This is a genomic window from Microcoleus sp. C2D2 (assembly GCF_036702495.1).
Taxonomy (GTDB): domain Bacteria; phylum Cyanobacteriota; class Cyanobacteriia; order Cyanobacteriales; family Microcoleaceae; genus Microcoleus.
The window spans coordinates 51,079-67,452 of record NZ_JAUBTO010000029.1 but is presented as its reverse complement, the minus strand read 5'-3'; the positions used below and the strand labels follow the sequence as shown (position 1 = coordinate 67,452).

General features: G+C 43.5%; 13 protein-coding genes, 4 pseudogenes and 1 riboswitch. Of the genes and pseudogenes, 6 read left to right on the top strand and 11 right to left on the bottom strand.

Annotation, left to right across the window (positions count from 1 at the left end; translation table 11 throughout):
* Positions 1–209 precede the first annotated feature (209 nt).
* Positions 210–677: a hypothetical protein gene (locus QUB61_RS12335; protein ID WP_333128287.1), complete on the bottom strand. Its 468-nt coding sequence runs from the start codon at positions 675–677 to the stop codon at positions 210–212.
* 234 nt (positions 678–911) lie between these two features.
* Positions 912–1,055 (bottom strand): hypothetical protein, encoded by a 144-nt coding sequence (locus tag QUB61_RS12330; protein WP_333128285.1) that lies wholly within the window; start codon positions 1,053–1,055, stop codon positions 912–914.
* An 86-nt stretch (positions 1,056–1,141) separates the two neighbouring features.
* Positions 1,142–1,285, top strand: a riboswitch (cobalamin riboswitch).
* Between the two features lie 396 nt (positions 1,286–1,681).
* On the opposite strand from QUB61_RS12330, the gene QUB61_RS12325 reads away from it, so the two are divergent.
* The 3 genes from QUB61_RS12325 to QUB61_RS12315 all read left to right on the top strand — a co-directional run bounded on the left by QUB61_RS12325 (position 1,682) and on the right by QUB61_RS12315 (position 3,573).
* On the top strand, positions 1,682–1,864 hold the full coding sequence (locus QUB61_RS12325) for a hypothetical protein (protein ID WP_333128283.1): 183 nt from the start codon (positions 1,682–1,684) through the stop codon (positions 1,862–1,864).
* Positions 1,854–2,306: a hypothetical protein gene (locus QUB61_RS12320; protein ID WP_333128281.1), complete on the top strand. Its 453-nt coding sequence runs from the start codon at positions 1,854–1,856 to the stop codon at positions 2,304–2,306. Before QUB61_RS12325 ends, QUB61_RS12320 begins: the two co-directional genes overlap by 11 nt.
* 148 nt (positions 2,307–2,454) lie before the next feature.
* Positions 2,455–3,573: a fatty acid desaturase gene (locus QUB61_RS12315; RefSeq protein WP_333128279.1), complete on the top strand. Its 1,119-nt coding sequence runs from the start codon at positions 2,455–2,457 to the stop codon at positions 3,571–3,573.
* Between the two features lie 266 nt (positions 3,574–3,839).
* Here the strand turns inward: QUB61_RS12315 and QUB61_RS12310 are convergent, their stop codons facing one another.
* The 6 genes and pseudogenes from QUB61_RS12310 to QUB61_RS12295 all read right to left on the bottom strand — a co-directional run bounded on the left by QUB61_RS12310 (position 3,840) and on the right by QUB61_RS12295 (position 9,551).
* Positions 3,840–5,588: an ABC transporter ATP-binding protein gene (locus QUB61_RS12310; protein WP_333128277.1), complete on the bottom strand. Its 1,749-nt coding sequence runs from the start codon at positions 5,586–5,588 to the stop codon at positions 3,840–3,842.
* 506 nt (positions 5,589–6,094) lie between these two features.
* Positions 6,095–6,322: pseudogene (locus tag QUB61_RS39860) on the bottom strand (carotenoid oxygenase family protein); the annotation flags it as partial.
* Between the two features lie 15 nt (positions 6,323–6,337).
* A pseudogene (locus QUB61_RS39855) lies at positions 6,338–6,703 on the bottom strand (carotenoid oxygenase family protein); the annotation flags it as partial.
* A gap of 223 nt (positions 6,704–6,926) precedes the next feature.
* Positions 6,927–7,608: pseudogene (locus tag QUB61_RS12305) on the bottom strand (DevA family ABC transporter ATP-binding protein).
* Between the two features lie 231 nt (positions 7,609–7,839).
* Positions 7,840–9,120: pseudogene (locus tag QUB61_RS12300) on the bottom strand (IS701 family transposase).
* A 218-nt stretch (positions 9,121–9,338) separates the two neighbouring features.
* On the bottom strand, positions 9,339–9,551 hold the full coding sequence (locus QUB61_RS12295; RefSeq protein WP_445300614.1) for a transposase: 213 nt from the start codon (positions 9,549–9,551) through the stop codon (positions 9,339–9,341).
* Positions 9,552–10,161: 610 nt separating this feature from the next.
* On the opposite strand from QUB61_RS12295, the gene groL reads away from it, so the two are divergent.
* Entirely contained in the window at positions 10,162–11,853 is a 1,692-nt protein-coding gene (gene groL, locus QUB61_RS12290) for a chaperonin GroEL (RefSeq protein ID WP_333128273.1), read from the top strand.
* Between the two features lie 337 nt (positions 11,854–12,190).
* Here groL and QUB61_RS12285 read toward each other — a convergent pair whose 3' ends face one another.
* A complete protein-coding gene (locus QUB61_RS12285; protein WP_332960645.1) occupies positions 12,191–12,448 on the bottom strand; it encodes a DUF2811 domain-containing protein in 258 nt (85 codons plus the stop codon).
* A 226-nt stretch (positions 12,449–12,674) separates the two neighbouring features.
* Here QUB61_RS12285 and QUB61_RS12280 point away from each other — a divergent pair, with 226 nt between their 5' ends.
* A complete protein-coding gene (locus QUB61_RS12280; RefSeq protein ID WP_333128271.1) occupies positions 12,675–12,920 on the top strand; it encodes a hypothetical protein in 246 nt (81 codons plus the stop codon).
* Positions 12,921–13,064: 144 nt separating this feature from the next.
* Positions 13,065–14,255 carry a transposase gene (locus tag QUB61_RS12275; protein ID WP_333128269.1) on the top strand — a complete coding sequence of 397 codons (1,191 nt, stop codon included), beginning with the start codon at positions 13,065–13,067 and terminating at the stop codon, positions 14,253–14,255.
* Position 14,256: 1 nt separating this feature from the next.
* Here the strand turns inward: QUB61_RS12275 and QUB61_RS12270 are convergent, their stop codons facing one another.
* Both QUB61_RS12270 and QUB61_RS12265 read right to left on the bottom strand, forming a co-directional pair.
* Positions 14,257–15,570, bottom strand: a complete 1,314-nt coding sequence (locus tag QUB61_RS12270) for a cryptochrome/photolyase family protein (RefSeq protein WP_333128268.1) — start codon at positions 15,568–15,570, stop codon at positions 14,257–14,259.
* Positions 15,571–15,666: 96 nt separating this feature from the next.
* On the bottom strand, positions 15,667–16,326 hold the full coding sequence (locus QUB61_RS12265; protein WP_333128266.1) for a class I SAM-dependent methyltransferase: 660 nt from the start codon (positions 16,324–16,326) through the stop codon (positions 15,667–15,669).
* Positions 16,327–16,374 lie beyond the last annotated feature (48 nt).

Below are 16,374 nucleotides of genomic sequence, written 5' to 3'. Positions count from 1 at the left end.
TAAAGGTTTCATCCTATTTTACCTTTTTTTGTCTACCCCCTTGACAATTTGCACTTTTTCTTAACTTGTCACAAATGGATTTGGGAAGTCATGATGAAGTATATTAATCGACCGAACAGTTGCTACAGTAATCTGTATCTGTAGGGTGCGCAGTGCGCACCTTACCGCTGTAAGTAGCGCGCCAAACCATTTTTTTGCCTAATTCCTGATTAGTTCGCATCCTGTTTTTTGGGTTGGTTCAATTCCCTGCATTTAGCAAATGCCAAATCGTAAGCATTTTGGTAATCGCTACCGCCTAACATCAAATCACCGTAATATTCATAAGGTTGATTGCCATAAATTGGCAGCGGGTCGTCTTCAGGATAATCTTCTTTTGACTCTTCTAGGATTGCTTTGAGTTTCTTGACGCTGAAGCGCTGTACTGGGAAATAATGAAGGTCTTGAGCGATGAAACCGAGATGGGGAAAGGTTGGGTCAACAATTCGCTCGTCGAGTTCAATCCAGCTATACTCGATGGGTTTATACGGCGCTCCCGGCACAGCTAAAAAGCCTTGAACATAAATTGCCCCCTCGGTGGCCAATGCTGCTTTACAAGCGTTGTCAAAGCAGTTTTTACGGTTGCTTTTGATGCGAGCCGCTATTTCAATAGAAAGCGCCTCATCTAATAGTTCGGTCATAATCCCTTCTAGTCGCGTGTGCGACTAAATTGTAGCAAGTTAGAGCTCCGAGCACACAGCACGATCGCCAGCAAGTGCGATTATTTCTCAAATTCCCGTCTTCAGGAGTTGATACAGAATCAAGCAAAAAGTTGTGGATGTTGTGTCAAATTTGGCTGACGGGGCGGGCAGTTTGCCGATCTGCGCCGGCGGGGTGATACAGAGAGTTTGTCTCTCGCCCATATAGCCCGCAAATCAGAAGTTTTCGGGAGTAGCCCAACTTTTGAACCAGCGATCGAGTTGGGGGTAGAGCCCGCAACGGTAAAGCGTGCAACAGACGATGCAAGCAACAATAGCGGCATACATCACCGAACGCCGATCGTGCAACCAACCAATCATATTAATGCCTTCGGCTCCAGCTATTTGTTCGCCTGCTGACAGGCTTCACAGTTTTTTCTGTAAACAAACCAGATTTGTGATAACCTCATAGATGTGCGAAAATCGGTTCCAACAAAAAAAACCGTTGGAAGAAACGGGGAAAGTCCGGCGTAAATCCGGCGCTGTCCCGCAACTGTGATGAGATTATACAGTCTCTTAGTCAGAATGCCCGCCGATCATCGCAAACCTGTTCTTTTTCGTCTACGAGGCATAGATAATGGTTAATTAAGCCTTCTCAAAATTAATGTATTATGGCGATCGATCTATTGACTTAGAACAATATTGATTAGATTTCACTTATTCCTGATAGATTTTTAGTCAAGTAATAGTTAATTCGTGAATGCGAATACTAGGCTATCGTCCACCACTCGCTAAGGTAATCAGCATTTAAATTGCACATCAAGAAATAATTAAAGCATGAGTGGGCCGTTGCTCCGACGCCGCCCCCATATGCAATTTAAATGTGCAACCGCTTAATTTCTTCACTGTAGTTTATGGCTTTTTTTTGCAAACAATAATACCCTGTAATGGCTTGAACTGAGTCTCACTATATTTTCACAAATTTAATCATTGAAGTAAGTTGAGTTATGACAGTTATAGCTGAGACATTGGGATATTCTCGGATTGGTAAAAACCCGGAAATCAAGAAAGCCCTGGAAGCATTTGCGAGTGGAAAATTAGAGACCGATGCTTTATTGCAGACTATTCCCGCGCTGAGAAATCTGGTAAAATATGCTAAATTGCTGCGGGAAGAAGCCAATGCGAGTTGAAGATAACAAGCGGCAAGGTAGCTTTGGGTATTGGCAGAATCGGTTCATTCACCAAAATATGCTCACCATTGGATACACCGCTTGGAAGGGATTTTTAACTGCTGGTTTAGGTATGGTGGTGTGTGAGGTAAATTTGCCCGTCAATACACCTGTGAATTTGCAGGTTGATACCGTACCGCATCACTTGCAATTCCTAAAGGAATTATCGGTAACAGATTATCTGCACCGACGGTCTATAGAGCCATCCGCTATCTCAAATTTGCTTCAAATCATTGCAACCTACAATCCCACAAAAGAAATTATTATTCTGCTAACAGGTGACGGTAAAATAGAAATCGATTTGTTGCAACGATTAGCAATTACTCCTGTCGTTTGTTACGATCGAGTACGTCAACGCTGGGATGAATTTCAGCTTTGCGAGACAACTAAAAGGAGGAGCTAATGAACTAAATATTATCAGCAGGTTGGTCAAGCATGGGCTGAAATTAAACTGCAATTCACCCAATAACCGGCAACAAAACAATGCCCCAAATAGCCATCCTATTCTGATGCGAAGCTAAGCACTTATCCACACACCATAGAGATACTGAATGAAAAGCGCGATCGAAAAGTCAGATTTTGTGCTAGCTCCTTATATGAAGAGCAACAATTTGAAAGCTACTTGCCAAATACTCAATACAGTGATTCCTTATATATTCTTATGGTTTTTAGCATTTAAAGCGGCTGCCATTTCTGTATTCCTTCTTCCGCCAATAATGGTGTTGATGACACTTTTTTCAGGACGTTGTTTCTCTTTGATGCACGATTGCGGGCACTATTCTCTTTTTAGTTCCAAAAAAGTCAATCGCATTATGGGTTTTCTGCTAGGTATCATCAATGCGATTCCTCAGTACCCCTGGTCGAGGGGACACGCTTATCACCACAAACATAATGGTAATTGGGATATGTACCGCGGCCCTTCGGCGTTGATATCCACCGAAAAATTTGCGGCGCTAAGTCCATTTAGTCAAAAAATATATCAGTTACTCAGACACCCATTGATGCTGTTTCCAGGTGGTTTTTTCTATCTAATTATTAAGCCAAGACTCGCGCTTATCTTGGGAATTACTGGTTTTATCCGACATATCTTTGCTTGTCTCAATCAAGATTTTGGCATGGGTTTATCTGCAATCATTGCTTCTTATAAATCCAAACATTGGTATACTACGGCTGAGTTTTGGGATTTATTGTTCAACAATATTTGTGTTGTGGGTAGCTGGATTTATCTGAGCAACTTACTGGGGGTTGGCTTTTTCTGGAGTGTTTACTCAATTGTCATGACCTGTTCAGCAGCAATATTTATCTGTATTTTCTTTGTTCAGCATAATTTTGACGGTTCCTACGCTCATAAAGCTGAGGGTTGGGACTATCTTCTTGGCGCAATTGAAGGCAGTAGTTACCTAAAATTACCAACTATTCTCAATTGGTTTTCGGCTGATATTGCTTACCACAATATTCATCATCTCTCTGAGCGCATACCTAATTATAATCTTCAGGCTTGTCACAATGCTAATATTCACTTGCTGGCTAATTCAAAATCACTGACTATTCGCGATATTCCTGACTGCTTCCAATTCATTCTTTGGGATGCGGCTTCAGATAGTCTGCAATCGATTAAATTATTTCAGCAACAACAACAAGAAATTCCCTTGAGTAATGTAGCTAATTAAAATCGGTTGGCAATAAGTTTGGTTGCTTTTTTATCACTAAAATCCTATGATTAGGGATGCAGCTAGTGGGATAAATTTTAACCGTAACTTTCCTAGTTAAGTAGGTGGTTACAAATAAACATTAGATGGGTCTGGCGGGTTTAGCCAGGAGCTATGCTAGCAGCCAGTTTATTCTGACAAAACCCGCCCTCCTCGTGACCAGTTTATTCGCACCAACCTACTTATCTAGAGTCTAAGTATAGATGACTCAAAGTATCTGTCATTTGTCAATGCAGCAATTCCTCTAATTTTTGCTGGTTCCACAAATACTGATAAAGCCCTATTTTCCGTACCAATTCAGCGTGAGTGCCGCTCTGAACTATTTCTCCTTTCTCCATCACAAAAATGCGATCGGCACTGGCCGCCGCCGACATTTGATGCGAGATAAAAATTACCGTTTTGCGATCGGTTCCCGTTGCCAAGTTTTGCAAAATGTCGGTAGCAGTTTGATTGTCAACGCTGGAAAGAGCGTCATCTAAAATTAACACCGGGGCGTCAACTAACAAAGCGCGAGCAAGTGCCGTCCGCTGCCGCTGTCCGCCGGATAAAGTAATGCCGCGCTCGCCTACAATTGTTTTGTACTGCTGCGGAAAATTGAGGATTTCGGGGTGAATTTGCGCTTGTTTCGCCGCCGCTTCAACCTCCGGCTGTTCCGCTAAAGGGTTTCCGTAGCGGATGTTATTCTTGATGCTAGTGCCGAACAGAAAACTTTCTTGCGGAACGTAGGCGATCGCCCCGCGCAATTGAGTCAATTTTACCTTGGTAATATCCTGTCCGTCTACAAATAACTGACCCGGATCGATATGGAGCAAGCGTGGCAGCGCATTAGCTAAAGTTGATTTTCCCGAGCCGATCGCCCCAACAATTGCGACAGTTTCTCCCGGTTTTATGGTAAAATCAACATCTTTAAGCGCCGGTGTCTTAGCGCCCGGATAAGTATAATTTAGATGGCGGGCGACAATTTCGCCTTGGACTGGCATTTTCAGTTCACCTACATCGGCAGCATCCTTAATTTGCGGTTCCACAGTCAGAATTGATTCGATGCGATCGACACTCACTTCTCCCCGCTGGTAAGCAGTAATTGTGAAACCCAACAGCGCCGTCGGAAACACCAAACGCTCGACATAAATCAGCAACGCCACAAAATCGCCAATGCTAATTTGACCATTAGCAATTGCCCCGCCACCAGCAGAAAGCAGCACCAACAAACTCAGGCTTGCCAAACCGCCCAGCAGCGGAAAAAGAAAGTTTCTAGTTTTTGCTAATTCCAAATTTGCTGATAGCAACTGCGCGTTGCAATTGCGAAAAGCTCGGCGTTCGTTTTCTTCTTGAGCGTAGATTTTAATTACGGAAATCCCGCTCATATCCTCCTGAATTAAATCGCTCATCGCCGACAGTTCCTCTTGCACCCCTAACTGTTGGATGCGAAGTTTGTCGCTAAATAACTGTACCAAAACCAGCATTAAAGGATAAACGGCGATCGCCAACAGCGTCAGCCGTACATTAATCCCCAGCATCACCGGCAAAGTCAAAGCATAAGCAAAAGCTGTATTCGCCAAACTCAGCACCGCAAACCCCACCAAGCGCCGAATATTGTCCAAATCGGAAGTAGCGCGGTTAATTAAATCCCCTACCGTGTTGGCGGCAAAATAAGACGGTTCTAATGTTAATAAATGGTTAAAAATTTGCTGTTTGAGGTCAAATTCTACTTGACGCCCCACGCCAAACAGCAGAATCCGCGACATCATCCGAATTCCCCACATAATTGAGGCGAGGATCAGAATTAGTGCCACGTAGTTGAAAACTTGGTCAAATTTAGTCGCAACTTGGAGAGTGTCAACTGCATTCCGAATCAGCAGGGGAATGTAAACGCCCACAGCATTGACAATTAACAGCGAAAAAACGCCCCAGAATGTTGGTTTCCAGTGCGGGCGCATATAAGAGCCGAGTTTTTGCAGTCGAGAATAACGAGCCATAGGTAGAAGGAAGAGGGTAGAAGGAAGAAGGAAGAAGGAAAATTTGATTAATAAATGTGACCAATCACATTATAGAACCCATTTGAGATATATTGCTGTAACCGTAAGCCTTGTTCCATATGGGTTTCCGATCTTTTGCCACTATTGCCCCATGATTTATCGTCTTGTGGCTATTGAGTTATGTGAGACGGCTTGTTTCTCCGGCTTATTTTTTAATAAAATATCTCAAAAGAGTTCTCTACTACCCCCGACGTGACAAAAGAGGGATACATTCGGGAGTGGTAATGAGAGCCAACAGTGGATTAATTATATCGAAAAATATGCTGAACCTGTGGAATACTTAATGAAGTTAACTCGTAATAAGCGTCATTTTTATCAACGTGGACGAGCTAGCTGCAACCTAGCGAGCAGCAAAGTTCCTAGCTATATTTTTTACCACCCCAGGATAATTAATCCATTTTTTGCTATCATTACTACACTCCCATAATAAATATCAGCTCAAACTATTAGAAATAACTGCTCTCATCCAACGCTAGCTTCTGAAAGTATTGACCATATAACCCGAAAGGAATATGATGAGGAACTTTAGTTAAGGCTATTTCTACAAAAGAATGACCATCCAGTATTAACAAAAACAAATTGCCTTGGTTTCCATCTAAAACCACAGAAAGAATAACTCCCTCATCTTCTTGTTCACTATTCGCTTTAGGAACAAAAATAGGTTCACCTGGATAACAGCCTTGTTCATACTATGTGGATACTTTATGCTGGAGAATATCTATCTTTAAGAGTTGATTAAAAAAGTCATTAGCTCGATATGTCTCTAAGGTAGATGGGTCAATTTCTAGCAGATTAGGAGTACCACTAATCGCTAGAAAATGCCCAGCTATCTCCGTTATATTTAAGTGGGCATTGTCACTGAGATCTAGATTTAAGATCGACCCAACATTCTGCCAAATCGAGCAATTTATAGGAGTGGCAAATTCCTCTACACAAATCTTGCCAGCTTCTATATTTTTCCGATACGTTTGACCTCGTAAAGAGCGATTGCGATAAGATACTTGCCCTTCTTTAAAGGTAAATTTATGTAGCATTCCCAAACCATCAAAAAAATGACGATATTGTTGATTGACACTTCAAATTTACTCGAGCCGTTACGGAATAAGCTTCCATTAAGCCAAGGGGGAATTTCTCCTTGAATGGGTAACTGCTCTAATATTATTTCTTGCTCTAAGGTTGACAAGCCTAGCTAAAATTTGTTGTTTTTATACATAATTTTTCCCTTGTGATAAGTTATCTAAGATTAAGATAAATTTATTTGGATTGAGCTGATAACAGTTATTTTGCCTTAAGTCTTCCATCTTCCATCTCTAGAATACGATCGGCAATATCTAAAATACGATTCTCATAAGTGACTAACAGAATTGTACATCCTTGTTCTTTAGTTAATCTTTGCATCATCTCAACTATTTCTCGACCAGTATGACTATCTAAAGAAGCTGTAGGCTCATCTACTAAAACTAATTTAGGATTACTCACCCACGCTCTAGCAATTGCGACTCTTTGTTTTTGCCTACCTGAGAGATCGCGGGGATAATAGTTAATCCGGTTTCCTAAACCCACTTCTTTTAACATCAATGCAGCCTTAGCTTTAGCTTCTACATCCGTCAGATAAGCATGAAGTTCCACAGACATTTGTACGTTTTCTCTAGCAGTCATAAATTATAACAAATTATGAGCTTGGAAAATATAGCCTACTTGTCGCCTTACTCTGACCATCATTTCTTCATTGGCTCGGTATAATTTTTGTCCTAAAGTTTGTAAACTCCCTTCTTGAATCGACCTTAATCCGCCAATTAAAGAAATTAGGGTTGTTTTTCCCGATCCTGATTGTCCAGTAAGAATAATAATCTCCCGCTTTTATTTCTAAGTTAATATCAAATAAAACTTGTTTACATAATGAACCTTGCCCATAATAATGATTCAAATACTTAATAAGTACGGTTGCTTGTTTTAACATTAGTTCACCAATAAATTTAATTTAACTCGCCGATTCAAAGCCGATGCAAAAATGAAGTGCACCACACCAATAGCTTAATCTACAGTAACGACTTCAACTCTCTCATCTCCAGCAGCCAGGCTTGAAGCACTAAAATATATCTGCTGGATCTGCTTCCTGTAGCTTTCTAACAGCGAGCACCCCAGAACTAAAACAGATGAGAATAGTTAAAATCAGAACGGTTAACGGGACTTAAACAAACATTAAGCCCAAATAGAGCATCGAACTAGCTTTATAAGCCGTAAATACGTCCATATTTTCTTGCAACCAGCGCACAAATCTATAAGATATAGCTGTTCTCAAAGCTGATAAGGCAGAGCGTAAATGTCTCTAATGGTTGGTGAGCATCGCTTCGTCTGGGTCCACCAGTTAAGGTATGCCAAACAATAAAACTGTAGGCACATAACACCAACATCCAATGTCGATCAAGACTTCTCTACCCTCTTACTTGATACTCTTTTAACCCTAACCAACACGAGAGCCTCACGAGAGAATACCTCCACCAAATTACGTTGGTAGTAAGTCGTTACTATCCATTCACCTGTTGCTTTCTCTGTGCTAGCATTAGTAATCAAATAATCTACTTCTGTCGCGGCCGAAAGAGTCGGACTATTCATGACGATAGCTACTGTTTTTGACTCGGACATTGTTGATTATTCTACTTTGATAGTTGCTACCCAGACGATTCTTGGCTTTTCTAGATTTGGATTGCAGTAAAGGCCTCTGAATTCAGGCTTTTGGCTAGTTCATCTAATCTAATCTCTTTTCCTTCTGGTTCATGTTCGATTTGAACTAATATTTTTCGGTTTTTCGCTAATCCTCCTATGTATCTTAATTTCCGCACCTCTAACTCTTGCAAAAACCTACTATTATTACCATAGCCTGCATCAATCAAAACTACTCCCGGTCGCTCTCCCCTCTCTAAGCATTTGTCAATCAATTTTCAAGCTATATCTGGTTTTTTAATGAATTCGGGAGCTGCTTTTCCTTGTGGTAATGAACTAGCGTGTTGGTATAACGATACATCTAATGGCAAACTTTTTACCCTATCATATAAATGTGTGGTTACTAAGACTACCCCGTTATCCGTTTTGCCAAGAAGCCCGATATATTGTCTGCCAACTCCGGCAGTTAATTTACCACTCTTTCTCTGACCTGAGTCATCTATTATTAGGGTGAATCCCCTCCTAATTTTAGTTTGACTGCATTGTTGCATTACTTCCCACCGTCGCTCATTAACAAGCTCGGCATTCCTTGCGAGCTTCAGTTAAAAAATGATGTAATCGGTGATAAGTCACTCCCACAGCATCTTTTGAGATCTGAGTGAGATTTTTTCGCTCCCTCGCCCCCAATAATCCTCCCAGATAGTGCCTAAACCCGGTTTTTTGAGGCAATGTGTGTAAAAATATCGTCGAAACGACAACACCATTTATTGAAGCATGGGGGCATGGCTGTGGGAGTTGTTTCTTTCATTACCTGCTTCTCGACGTGAAAGCGTGAGCTACAATGAATTATACGACGCTCCGGACTGATTTTTTGTTTAAGTCCCGCAAATGTCTTTTGATGCCATTGGTACATTTGTCATTACAAAATCCAGAAAGACTGCACACTTGCATTGCAAGTATTCTTCACAGCTTGCGAGTCAACGATAAAGTTGTCCACTTTGGTTTTTTGTGACTTGTTGACGTACCCTAGAATGCAAGGTAGCCATAATCCGCTCGCTCGACTCCTTCTGCGCGCCACTGCTTGTAATGCCAAAATACCGTTGAGTATGGTGGCAAGTATGAAGGTAAATCACAACAGTTGCAGCCATTTTTAAGTTGGTAGAAGATTTCATCCAGGATTTGTCTCTTTGTCCACACAAGCGGTCTAGTTTGCTTTTTCGCTCGGCAACAGTGGCTCATTGACATCCTCACCGACTATCAGGCACGGTGATTCCAAGAATCACTTCTTGAACCTTTCTGCTTCGAATGCAGCGGCCTCCACCCTCAAGGAGATTTGGTCTTATGCTCGCTCTACAGACTAACCCCGCAAGAGAAAGCGGTTTTATGTGTCGAATACCAACAAAAATTTTTGTTGTTTGATTCTAGGGGTGGACTGCCCATTGCCCTGTCATCTTTTCCCGGTCTACCGATTTTTCTTCCCCGTTGCAGTCCTTGCAAGCTTTGGTGTTAGGGTTTATGTCTCCATCGTCGCGGGTGGGTCATTGACCAATTATATTGTAACACAAAGCCGTCCTAAAAGGACGGGGTTTCTACCCTATTTTTTGATGATTTCCCACTATGAGTCGGTTAAGCTGCGGTCGTATGGCATTTATTTCTAATCTTATCTCCTCATCAGAGATCCCAAATGGGTTCTATATCGTTCTGTTCGTGGGTGAGCCTCCTCTGGGCCCGTTTTCGCGTGAGTTTAACCGGACAGGGCTATGGAGGCGCGCTACAATCAAAAATTGATGACTTAGCACTCAGACTCAGAGAGTGCTAAATTTGCTAATGTAAGCGACAGGAGACAAACATGACCAAAATAGTTGCATTTAGCGACAAATCTCGGCGGGCACTAGAACGTGGCGTCAATCAACTTGCCGATGCTGTCCGCATCACCTTGGGCCCGAAAGGCCGGAATGTCCTATTGGAAAAGAAATACGGCGCTCCCCAAATCGTTAACGACGGTATCACCGTTGCTAGGGAGATTGAACTTGAAGACCCCCTGGAAAATGCCGGCGCTCGCTTAATTCAAGAAGTCGCCTCCAAAACTAAAGATATCGCAGGCGACGGCACTACAACCGCAACGGTTATAGCTCAATCCCTCATTCGCGAAGGTTTGAAGAATGTCGCTGCTGGCGCGAACCCAGTCGCGCTGCGCCGGGGTATTGAAAAAACGATCGCCCATTTGGTACTGGAAATCGCTTCATTGGCGAAACCCGTCGAAGGAAGCGCCATTGCTCAGGTCGCCACTGTCTCTGCCGGTAACGACGAAGAAGTCGGCGCCATGATTGCCCAAGCAATGGAAAAAGTCACGAAAGACGGCGTAATTACTGTTGAAGAGTCGAAATCTCTGACAACAGAATTGGAAGTTGTCGAAGGGATGCAGTACGATCGCGGATATCTTTCTCCGTATTTTGTCACTAACGGCGATCGCATGGAAGTTGATTACGAAAACGCTCGCATCCTGATTACCGACAAAAAAATTAGCTCGATTCAAGAACTAATTCCAGTTCTCGAAAAAATCGCCCGCACGGGTCAACCGTTCCTAATTATCGCCGAAGATATTGAAGGCGAAGCTTTGGCAACTCTGGTAGTTAACAAAGCCCGCGGCGTATTGAATATTGCAGCTACCAAAGCTCCTGGTTTTGGCGATCGACGCAAAGCTATGCTTCAAGATATCGCCGTGCTCACCGGCGGTCAACTGATTTCCGAAGAAGTCGGACTCAGCATCGATACCGCAACTCTAGAAATGCTCGGTACCGCCCGCAAAATTACGATCGACAAAGAAAACACGATCATTGTTGCTGGCGACGAACACAAAGCTGACGTGCAAAAACGGATCGAGCAAATCCGCAAGCAGCTAGAAGCGACGGATTCCGACTACGACAAGGAAAAGCTAACCGAACGCATCGCCAAACTCGCCGGCGGTATCGCTGTAATTAAAGTCGGCGCAGCTACCGAAACCGAGCTCAAAGACCGTAAACTGCGTATAGAAGACGCTCTGAACGCTACTAAAGCTGCTGTGGAAGAAGGTATCGTTGCTGGAGGCGGCACGACGCTACTTCACCTGATTACAAAAATAGATGCGATCAGAGATACTTTAGACAGCGAAGAACAAGTAGGCGCTGACTTGGTGAAGAAAGCTTTGGAAGCACCTTTGCGTCAAATTGCTGATAATGCCGGCGTTGAAGGTTCCATCGTCATCGAGCGAGTGCGCGCGAGCGAGTTCAACATTGGCTACAACGCTCTCACCGACGTGTACGAAGATATGATTGCCGCTGGGATTATTGACCCCGCTAAGGTGGTGCGATCGGCTTTGCAAAATGCCGGTTCCATTGCTGGTATGGTGTTGACCACTGAAGCTGTGATTGTTGAAAAACCCGAGAAGAAAAAAGCTGGCGGCGACATGGGCGACATGGGCGGCATGGGCGGCATGGGCGGCATGGGCGGCATGGGCGGCATGGGCGGCATGGGCGGCATGGGCGGCATGGGCATGATGTAGTCTTCAGTCATTAGTCAGCAGTCATGAGTCTGTAGCCTGTAGGGTGCGCCATCAGCACCATTGGTGTCAACAAGGGCGTCTTATTTAGTACCCGTCTACTGTTTGACGATTAGGGCAGCTTCTCCCCCCGGCGCCCCCCTGATAGTCCGGGGGGACTGGAAGCTATCAAAGTCCCCGCAACGATTCGTCCGATGCAATGGGGATCGGGACTCTCGCTAGAAGCGAGAGTTCTCATGGATTTTAAGCTTAAGTTGACACCCGAGCAGTGGGCGCCTTACCCGATCGATAAACTAAGATTCTTCCAATAAACCGCGTCTGGCTTGCAGGACGTTCTCTTTTAAGACGAGGGAGTTACATTGTTGCTGTGCAAGTCTTGAGGGTACTGAAACAGAGTCTCGAGATAAACTTTCGCAGCTTGGCGATAGCTGCGTGAAGCTTCAGGCGTACCGCTATCGGCATTCTGCAACAAAAACAGCGACAGGGCCGCGCAAAATACTCGGTCTAGATCCCATTCGGGATGGGTTTCCAGGTAAGTTTTGAGAGAATCGTGCAGCGTTTCGGGAATTTCGGCAAAAATACTGACTGTTGGGTTCATCATTTTTTTTAGTCTCGCTAATAAATTGAAAACAGAAACCCCCTTCGGCCGGATACAGGTGCAGGCACAGCCGAAATCAGAGCGCTTTTTTTTTAGGTCGGTCGCATCATTGTGCGCTATCAGGGGGTGGGTTTGTCAATGTTGCGAAATATTACAAAGTCCTTTAGATAAAAAAAAGGTTTACCAAATAATAAGCTTTTCAGGGCATTTTTTGTTACATATCTTTATGTTTTGGGGGTTTTATGAGGGATTGGGCAGCAAGTTAACGAAATCCCCAATTCCGCAGCAAGATGCTACCGTGCCGTTAATTTCTGTGGAAAACTTTGTCGAATCTGTGGAAAACCTCAGACTTGCCTGTGGAAACGCTGTGGAATGTTTAGGGAAAAGTCAGGGAAAAAATAAGAATTGCAAAGGGCATGGGGCATGGGCATGGGGCATTGGGCATGGGGCATTGGGCATTGTTGACTGTTGACTGTTGATTAATGTTATTGGTTATTTGTTATCAAAGATTTGGGTTTAAAACCCCTTCTTCAGTGGCCGGCTTTAATTGTAAAGTTTTAATAACTCGCCGAACATTTTATGCTGGAGCGTGTAGTATAAGATGGGAGGTGAAGTCATGTTAGTTTTTGAGTTCAAGGCATACGGAAAATCGAATCAGTTCAAAGCAGTAGACGAAGCAATTCGTACCGCTAAGTTTGTCCGCAATAGCTGTTTGCGTTATTGGATGGACAACAAGAAAGTGGGTAAAAACGACTTAAATAAATACTGCGCCGTACTAGCTCGGGATTTTCCCTTTGCTGACGAACTCAACTCAATGGCAAGACAAGCTAGCGCAGAACGGGCATGGTCTTCTATTTCCCGATTTTACGATAACTGCCAGAAAAATATTCCTGGTAAAAAAGGGTATCCACAATTTCAAAGAGATTGTCGCTCGGTGGAATACAAAACCAGTGGCTGGAAACTTGCTGACGATCTCAAATCAATCAACTTTACCGACAAAAAAGGAATTGGACGATTAAAACTAAAAGGCACACGCGATCTACATTTTTACCAAATTAGCCAAATAAAAAGGGTGAGATTGGTCAAACGTGCTGATGGCGTGTACGTCCAATTCTGTGTGGATGTCGATAGAAAAGAAAACACAGAACCCTCTGGTACTACGATCGGATTAGACGTGGGGCTGAAGGAATATTACACCGATTCAAATGGAATTACGGTTGAAAACCCTAGATTCCTTAGAAAAGGTGAAAAAGTCCTCAAGCGTGCAGGGCGTCGTGTATCTAGGAGAGTTAAAGGTTCAAAAAATAGGGGCAAAGCTAGGCAGATTTTAGGTAAACGCCATCTCAAAATAAGTAGGCAGCGTAAAGACCATGCTGTGAAATTAGCACGGTGCGTAATCTCATCAAACGATGTAGTCGCCTACGAAGACTTGAGAATTAAAAATATGGTGAAGAATCATTGTCTAGCTAAGTCTATTAATGACGCATCTTGGTATCAATTTCGTGTTTGGCTTGAATACTTTGGTAAGGTATTTAAAAAGATCACAGTTGCGGTGAGTCCCCAGTACACCAGCCAAAAATGCTCTAGTTGCGGTGGAATAGTGAAGAAAACGCTATCCACTAGAACACACGTCTGTAAATGTGGGTGTGTAATGGATAGAGATGAAAACGCAGCTAGAAACATCCTTAGTCGAGGATTGGGTACGGCGGGGCACGTCGGAACCTTTGGTCTTGAACCAAGCAACACTTTAGGAGAATTGACCTCTACTTTGGTTGGAGAAATCCTGCCTCAGCAAGTTGACTCGTAGATTAAAGAATCCCCGTGCGTTCACGCCTGGGAGTGTCAATGATGTAATTGGCAGAAGCAGCATAGGGCTTTGACGCCAACACACCGCCGTCAGCAAACAAACCCATGCCCAGCACATTAGTCTGCATTACCCAGTCGTAGGCATCAACAAACGCACTGTGGAACCACTTTTCTAGCTGAGTCGGCGAGATTCCCGCAATTAGACCAAAATTGCTCAAAATCATCAACCGCTGGATATGGTGCGCGTAACCGCTGCCTTCAACTTGAGTTAAAACTTGGCGCAAACAGTTCATATCTGTTTTGCTGGCGTCCCAAAAAAACTCCGGCAGCGGCTGAGTGTGGTTGAACCAATTCTTTTCAAAATAATCAGCATCCACGTAAAAATACATACCGCGAATGTATTCTCGCCAGCCCAGAATTTGGCGGATAAAACCTTCGACGCCGTTTAAATTTAAGTTTTTTTCGAGGTAGGCTGTTTCGGCCGCTTGAATAACTTCTAAAGGATGCAGCAAGCCAATATTGAGATACGGAGAAAGTAGAGAATGCCACATTGTTTCCTCCCCCGTTACCATCGCGTCTTGATAAGGACCAAAAGCGGGGAGACACTGTTCGATGAAATTATCTAATACTTGCAGTGCTTGCTCTCGTGTAACCGCCCAGCGAAAAGGTTCAATGTTTCCGTAAGTTGGGAAAGATAGAGATTTAACTTGTGCGATAACTTCTTGAGTTATGGCGTCCGGTTCAAACCAGAGAGGTTTCGGTGTATCCAGTTTTCCTTTGGGTGGCTGACGATTTTCCTTGTCAAAATTCCACTGGCCTCCGACAGGTTTATTGCCATCCATTAAAATTTGGAAACGCTGGCGGCTGGCTCGATAGAAGTCTTCCATTAACAAACGTTTGCGGCTTGACGCCCAATCTTTGAATTCTGTTTCTGTCCAGAGGAATTGATTGTTGGGAATCAGGGCTGTTTTGCAGGGGAGTTGCAAGTTTTGAACGATCTGTAAAAAAGGTCGATCGTTCGGAGCCATCACCCGCACTTCGGTGATATTGTGAGCTTGTATCCAAGCTTTGAGAGGTGCTTCAAAGTCCCCCGATGTTGTGTAAGTGACTTGGCAGCCTCCGGCGCGCAATTCTTCAGCGAAGTGCCGCATAGCCGACCAAATTAATACTAATTTTTGTCGGTGGTAGCGACGCTGTTGAACGTGCTGCCAAGATTCAATTAAAATTACGGGTAGGGAAGATTTATCATCTGTGCGGTTGAGAGCAGCTTGGTTCTGCCAAAGTTGATCGCCTAATATCCAAACGCCAACAGTCATTTTAGTTTTTTTACCCTGAAACTTATCTTTTACTTTTTATGAGGGCGGGTTGTCTATCCCGAAAAATGAATGGGCTGAAAACTCAAAACTAAAAACTCATAAATTTTCCGCTGATGGCGAGAACGTACTGCAGCATAACATGGATTTCCAAAGATAGGGACACCTACCAGCAAATTTAAATTTTATGTCGGTGTATCCTTGAGATGTTAATAACTTGGTCAGCGTCTCTACTGAAAAAAATTTAATGTGACCGTTATCCCAAAGTACGGTAAAATGTTTATCTAGTTGGCCACAAACAGCTAAAGCCAGGTTTTTTAAATACCCGTGATAGGGTGTGGAAATAATTAGTTTTCCTCCAGGCTTGAGGCATTTTTTTGCTGTTTTTGCTAGTTCTTTAGGATAAAGCAAGTGTTCGATTACTTCAATAGCTAAGACAACATCAAATGAGCGCAGCATATCGGTATCGGGGATGTCGTAAATATCTGCTTGGATAAACTGACACTCGGGGAAACTTTGACGGGAGATGGCAATTCCGGGTGCAGAAGTGTCAACGCCGACAACTTCGCAGCCGTGCTCGGCGATGACGTGACTGAGGCTGCCATTGCCGCAGCCGAGATCCAAAACTCGGAGTTTTGTCTGGCTGGCCTCCTGAAGTGTCGCCAGCATTTCTAAAAGGGGAGATACCAAATAAGCATGATGATATCTGGGACGGTTGTTTGTGTAATAATACGTATAATTGCTAAAGTTTTTTTTCATCGATTAAGCTATGGAGATTATTGCCGAGACCGCCAATTTACGGAGCGT

Excerpts from the sequence above, each read along its gene's own strand:
- QUB61_RS12335 (WP_333128287.1), bottom strand. The coding sequence starts at position 677 with ATGACCGAACTATTAGATGAGGCGCTTTCTATTGAAATAGCGGCTCGC.
- QUB61_RS12330 (WP_333128285.1), bottom strand. The coding sequence starts at position 1,055 with ATGATTGGTTGGTTGCACGATCGGCGTTCGGTGATGTATGCCGCTATT.
- QUB61_RS12325 (WP_333128283.1), top strand. The coding sequence starts at position 1,682 with ATGACAGTTATAGCTGAGACATTGGGATATTCTCGGATTGGTAAAAAC.
- QUB61_RS12320 (WP_333128281.1), top strand. The coding sequence starts at position 1,854 with ATGCGAGTTGAAGATAACAAGCGGCAAGGTAGCTTTGGGTATTGGCAG.
- QUB61_RS12315 (WP_333128279.1), top strand. The coding sequence starts at position 2,455 with ATGAAAAGCGCGATCGAAAAGTCAGATTTTGTGCTAGCTCCTTATATG.
- QUB61_RS12310 (WP_333128277.1), bottom strand. The coding sequence starts at position 5,588 with ATGGCTCGTTATTCTCGACTGCAAAAACTCGGCTCTTATATGCGCCCG.
- QUB61_RS12295 (WP_445300614.1), bottom strand. The coding sequence starts at position 9,551 with ATGAGCCACTGTTGCCGAGCGAAAAAGCAAACTAGACCGCTTGTGTGG.
- groL (WP_333128273.1), top strand. The coding sequence starts at position 10,162 with ATGACCAAAATAGTTGCATTTAGCGACAAATCTCGGCGGGCACTAGAA.
- QUB61_RS12285 (WP_332960645.1), bottom strand. The coding sequence starts at position 12,448 with ATGAACCCAACAGTCAGTATTTTTGCCGAAATTCCCGAAACGCTGCAC.
- QUB61_RS12280 (WP_333128271.1), top strand. The coding sequence starts at position 12,675 with ATGTTTTGGGGGTTTTATGAGGGATTGGGCAGCAAGTTAACGAAATCC.
- QUB61_RS12275 (WP_333128269.1), top strand. The coding sequence starts at position 13,065 with ATGTTAGTTTTTGAGTTCAAGGCATACGGAAAATCGAATCAGTTCAAA.
- QUB61_RS12270 (WP_333128268.1), bottom strand. The coding sequence starts at position 15,570 with ATGACTGTTGGCGTTTGGATATTAGGCGATCAACTTTGGCAGAACCAA.
- QUB61_RS12265 (WP_333128266.1), bottom strand. The coding sequence starts at position 16,326 with ATGAAAAAAAACTTTAGCAATTATACGTATTATTACACAAACAACCGT.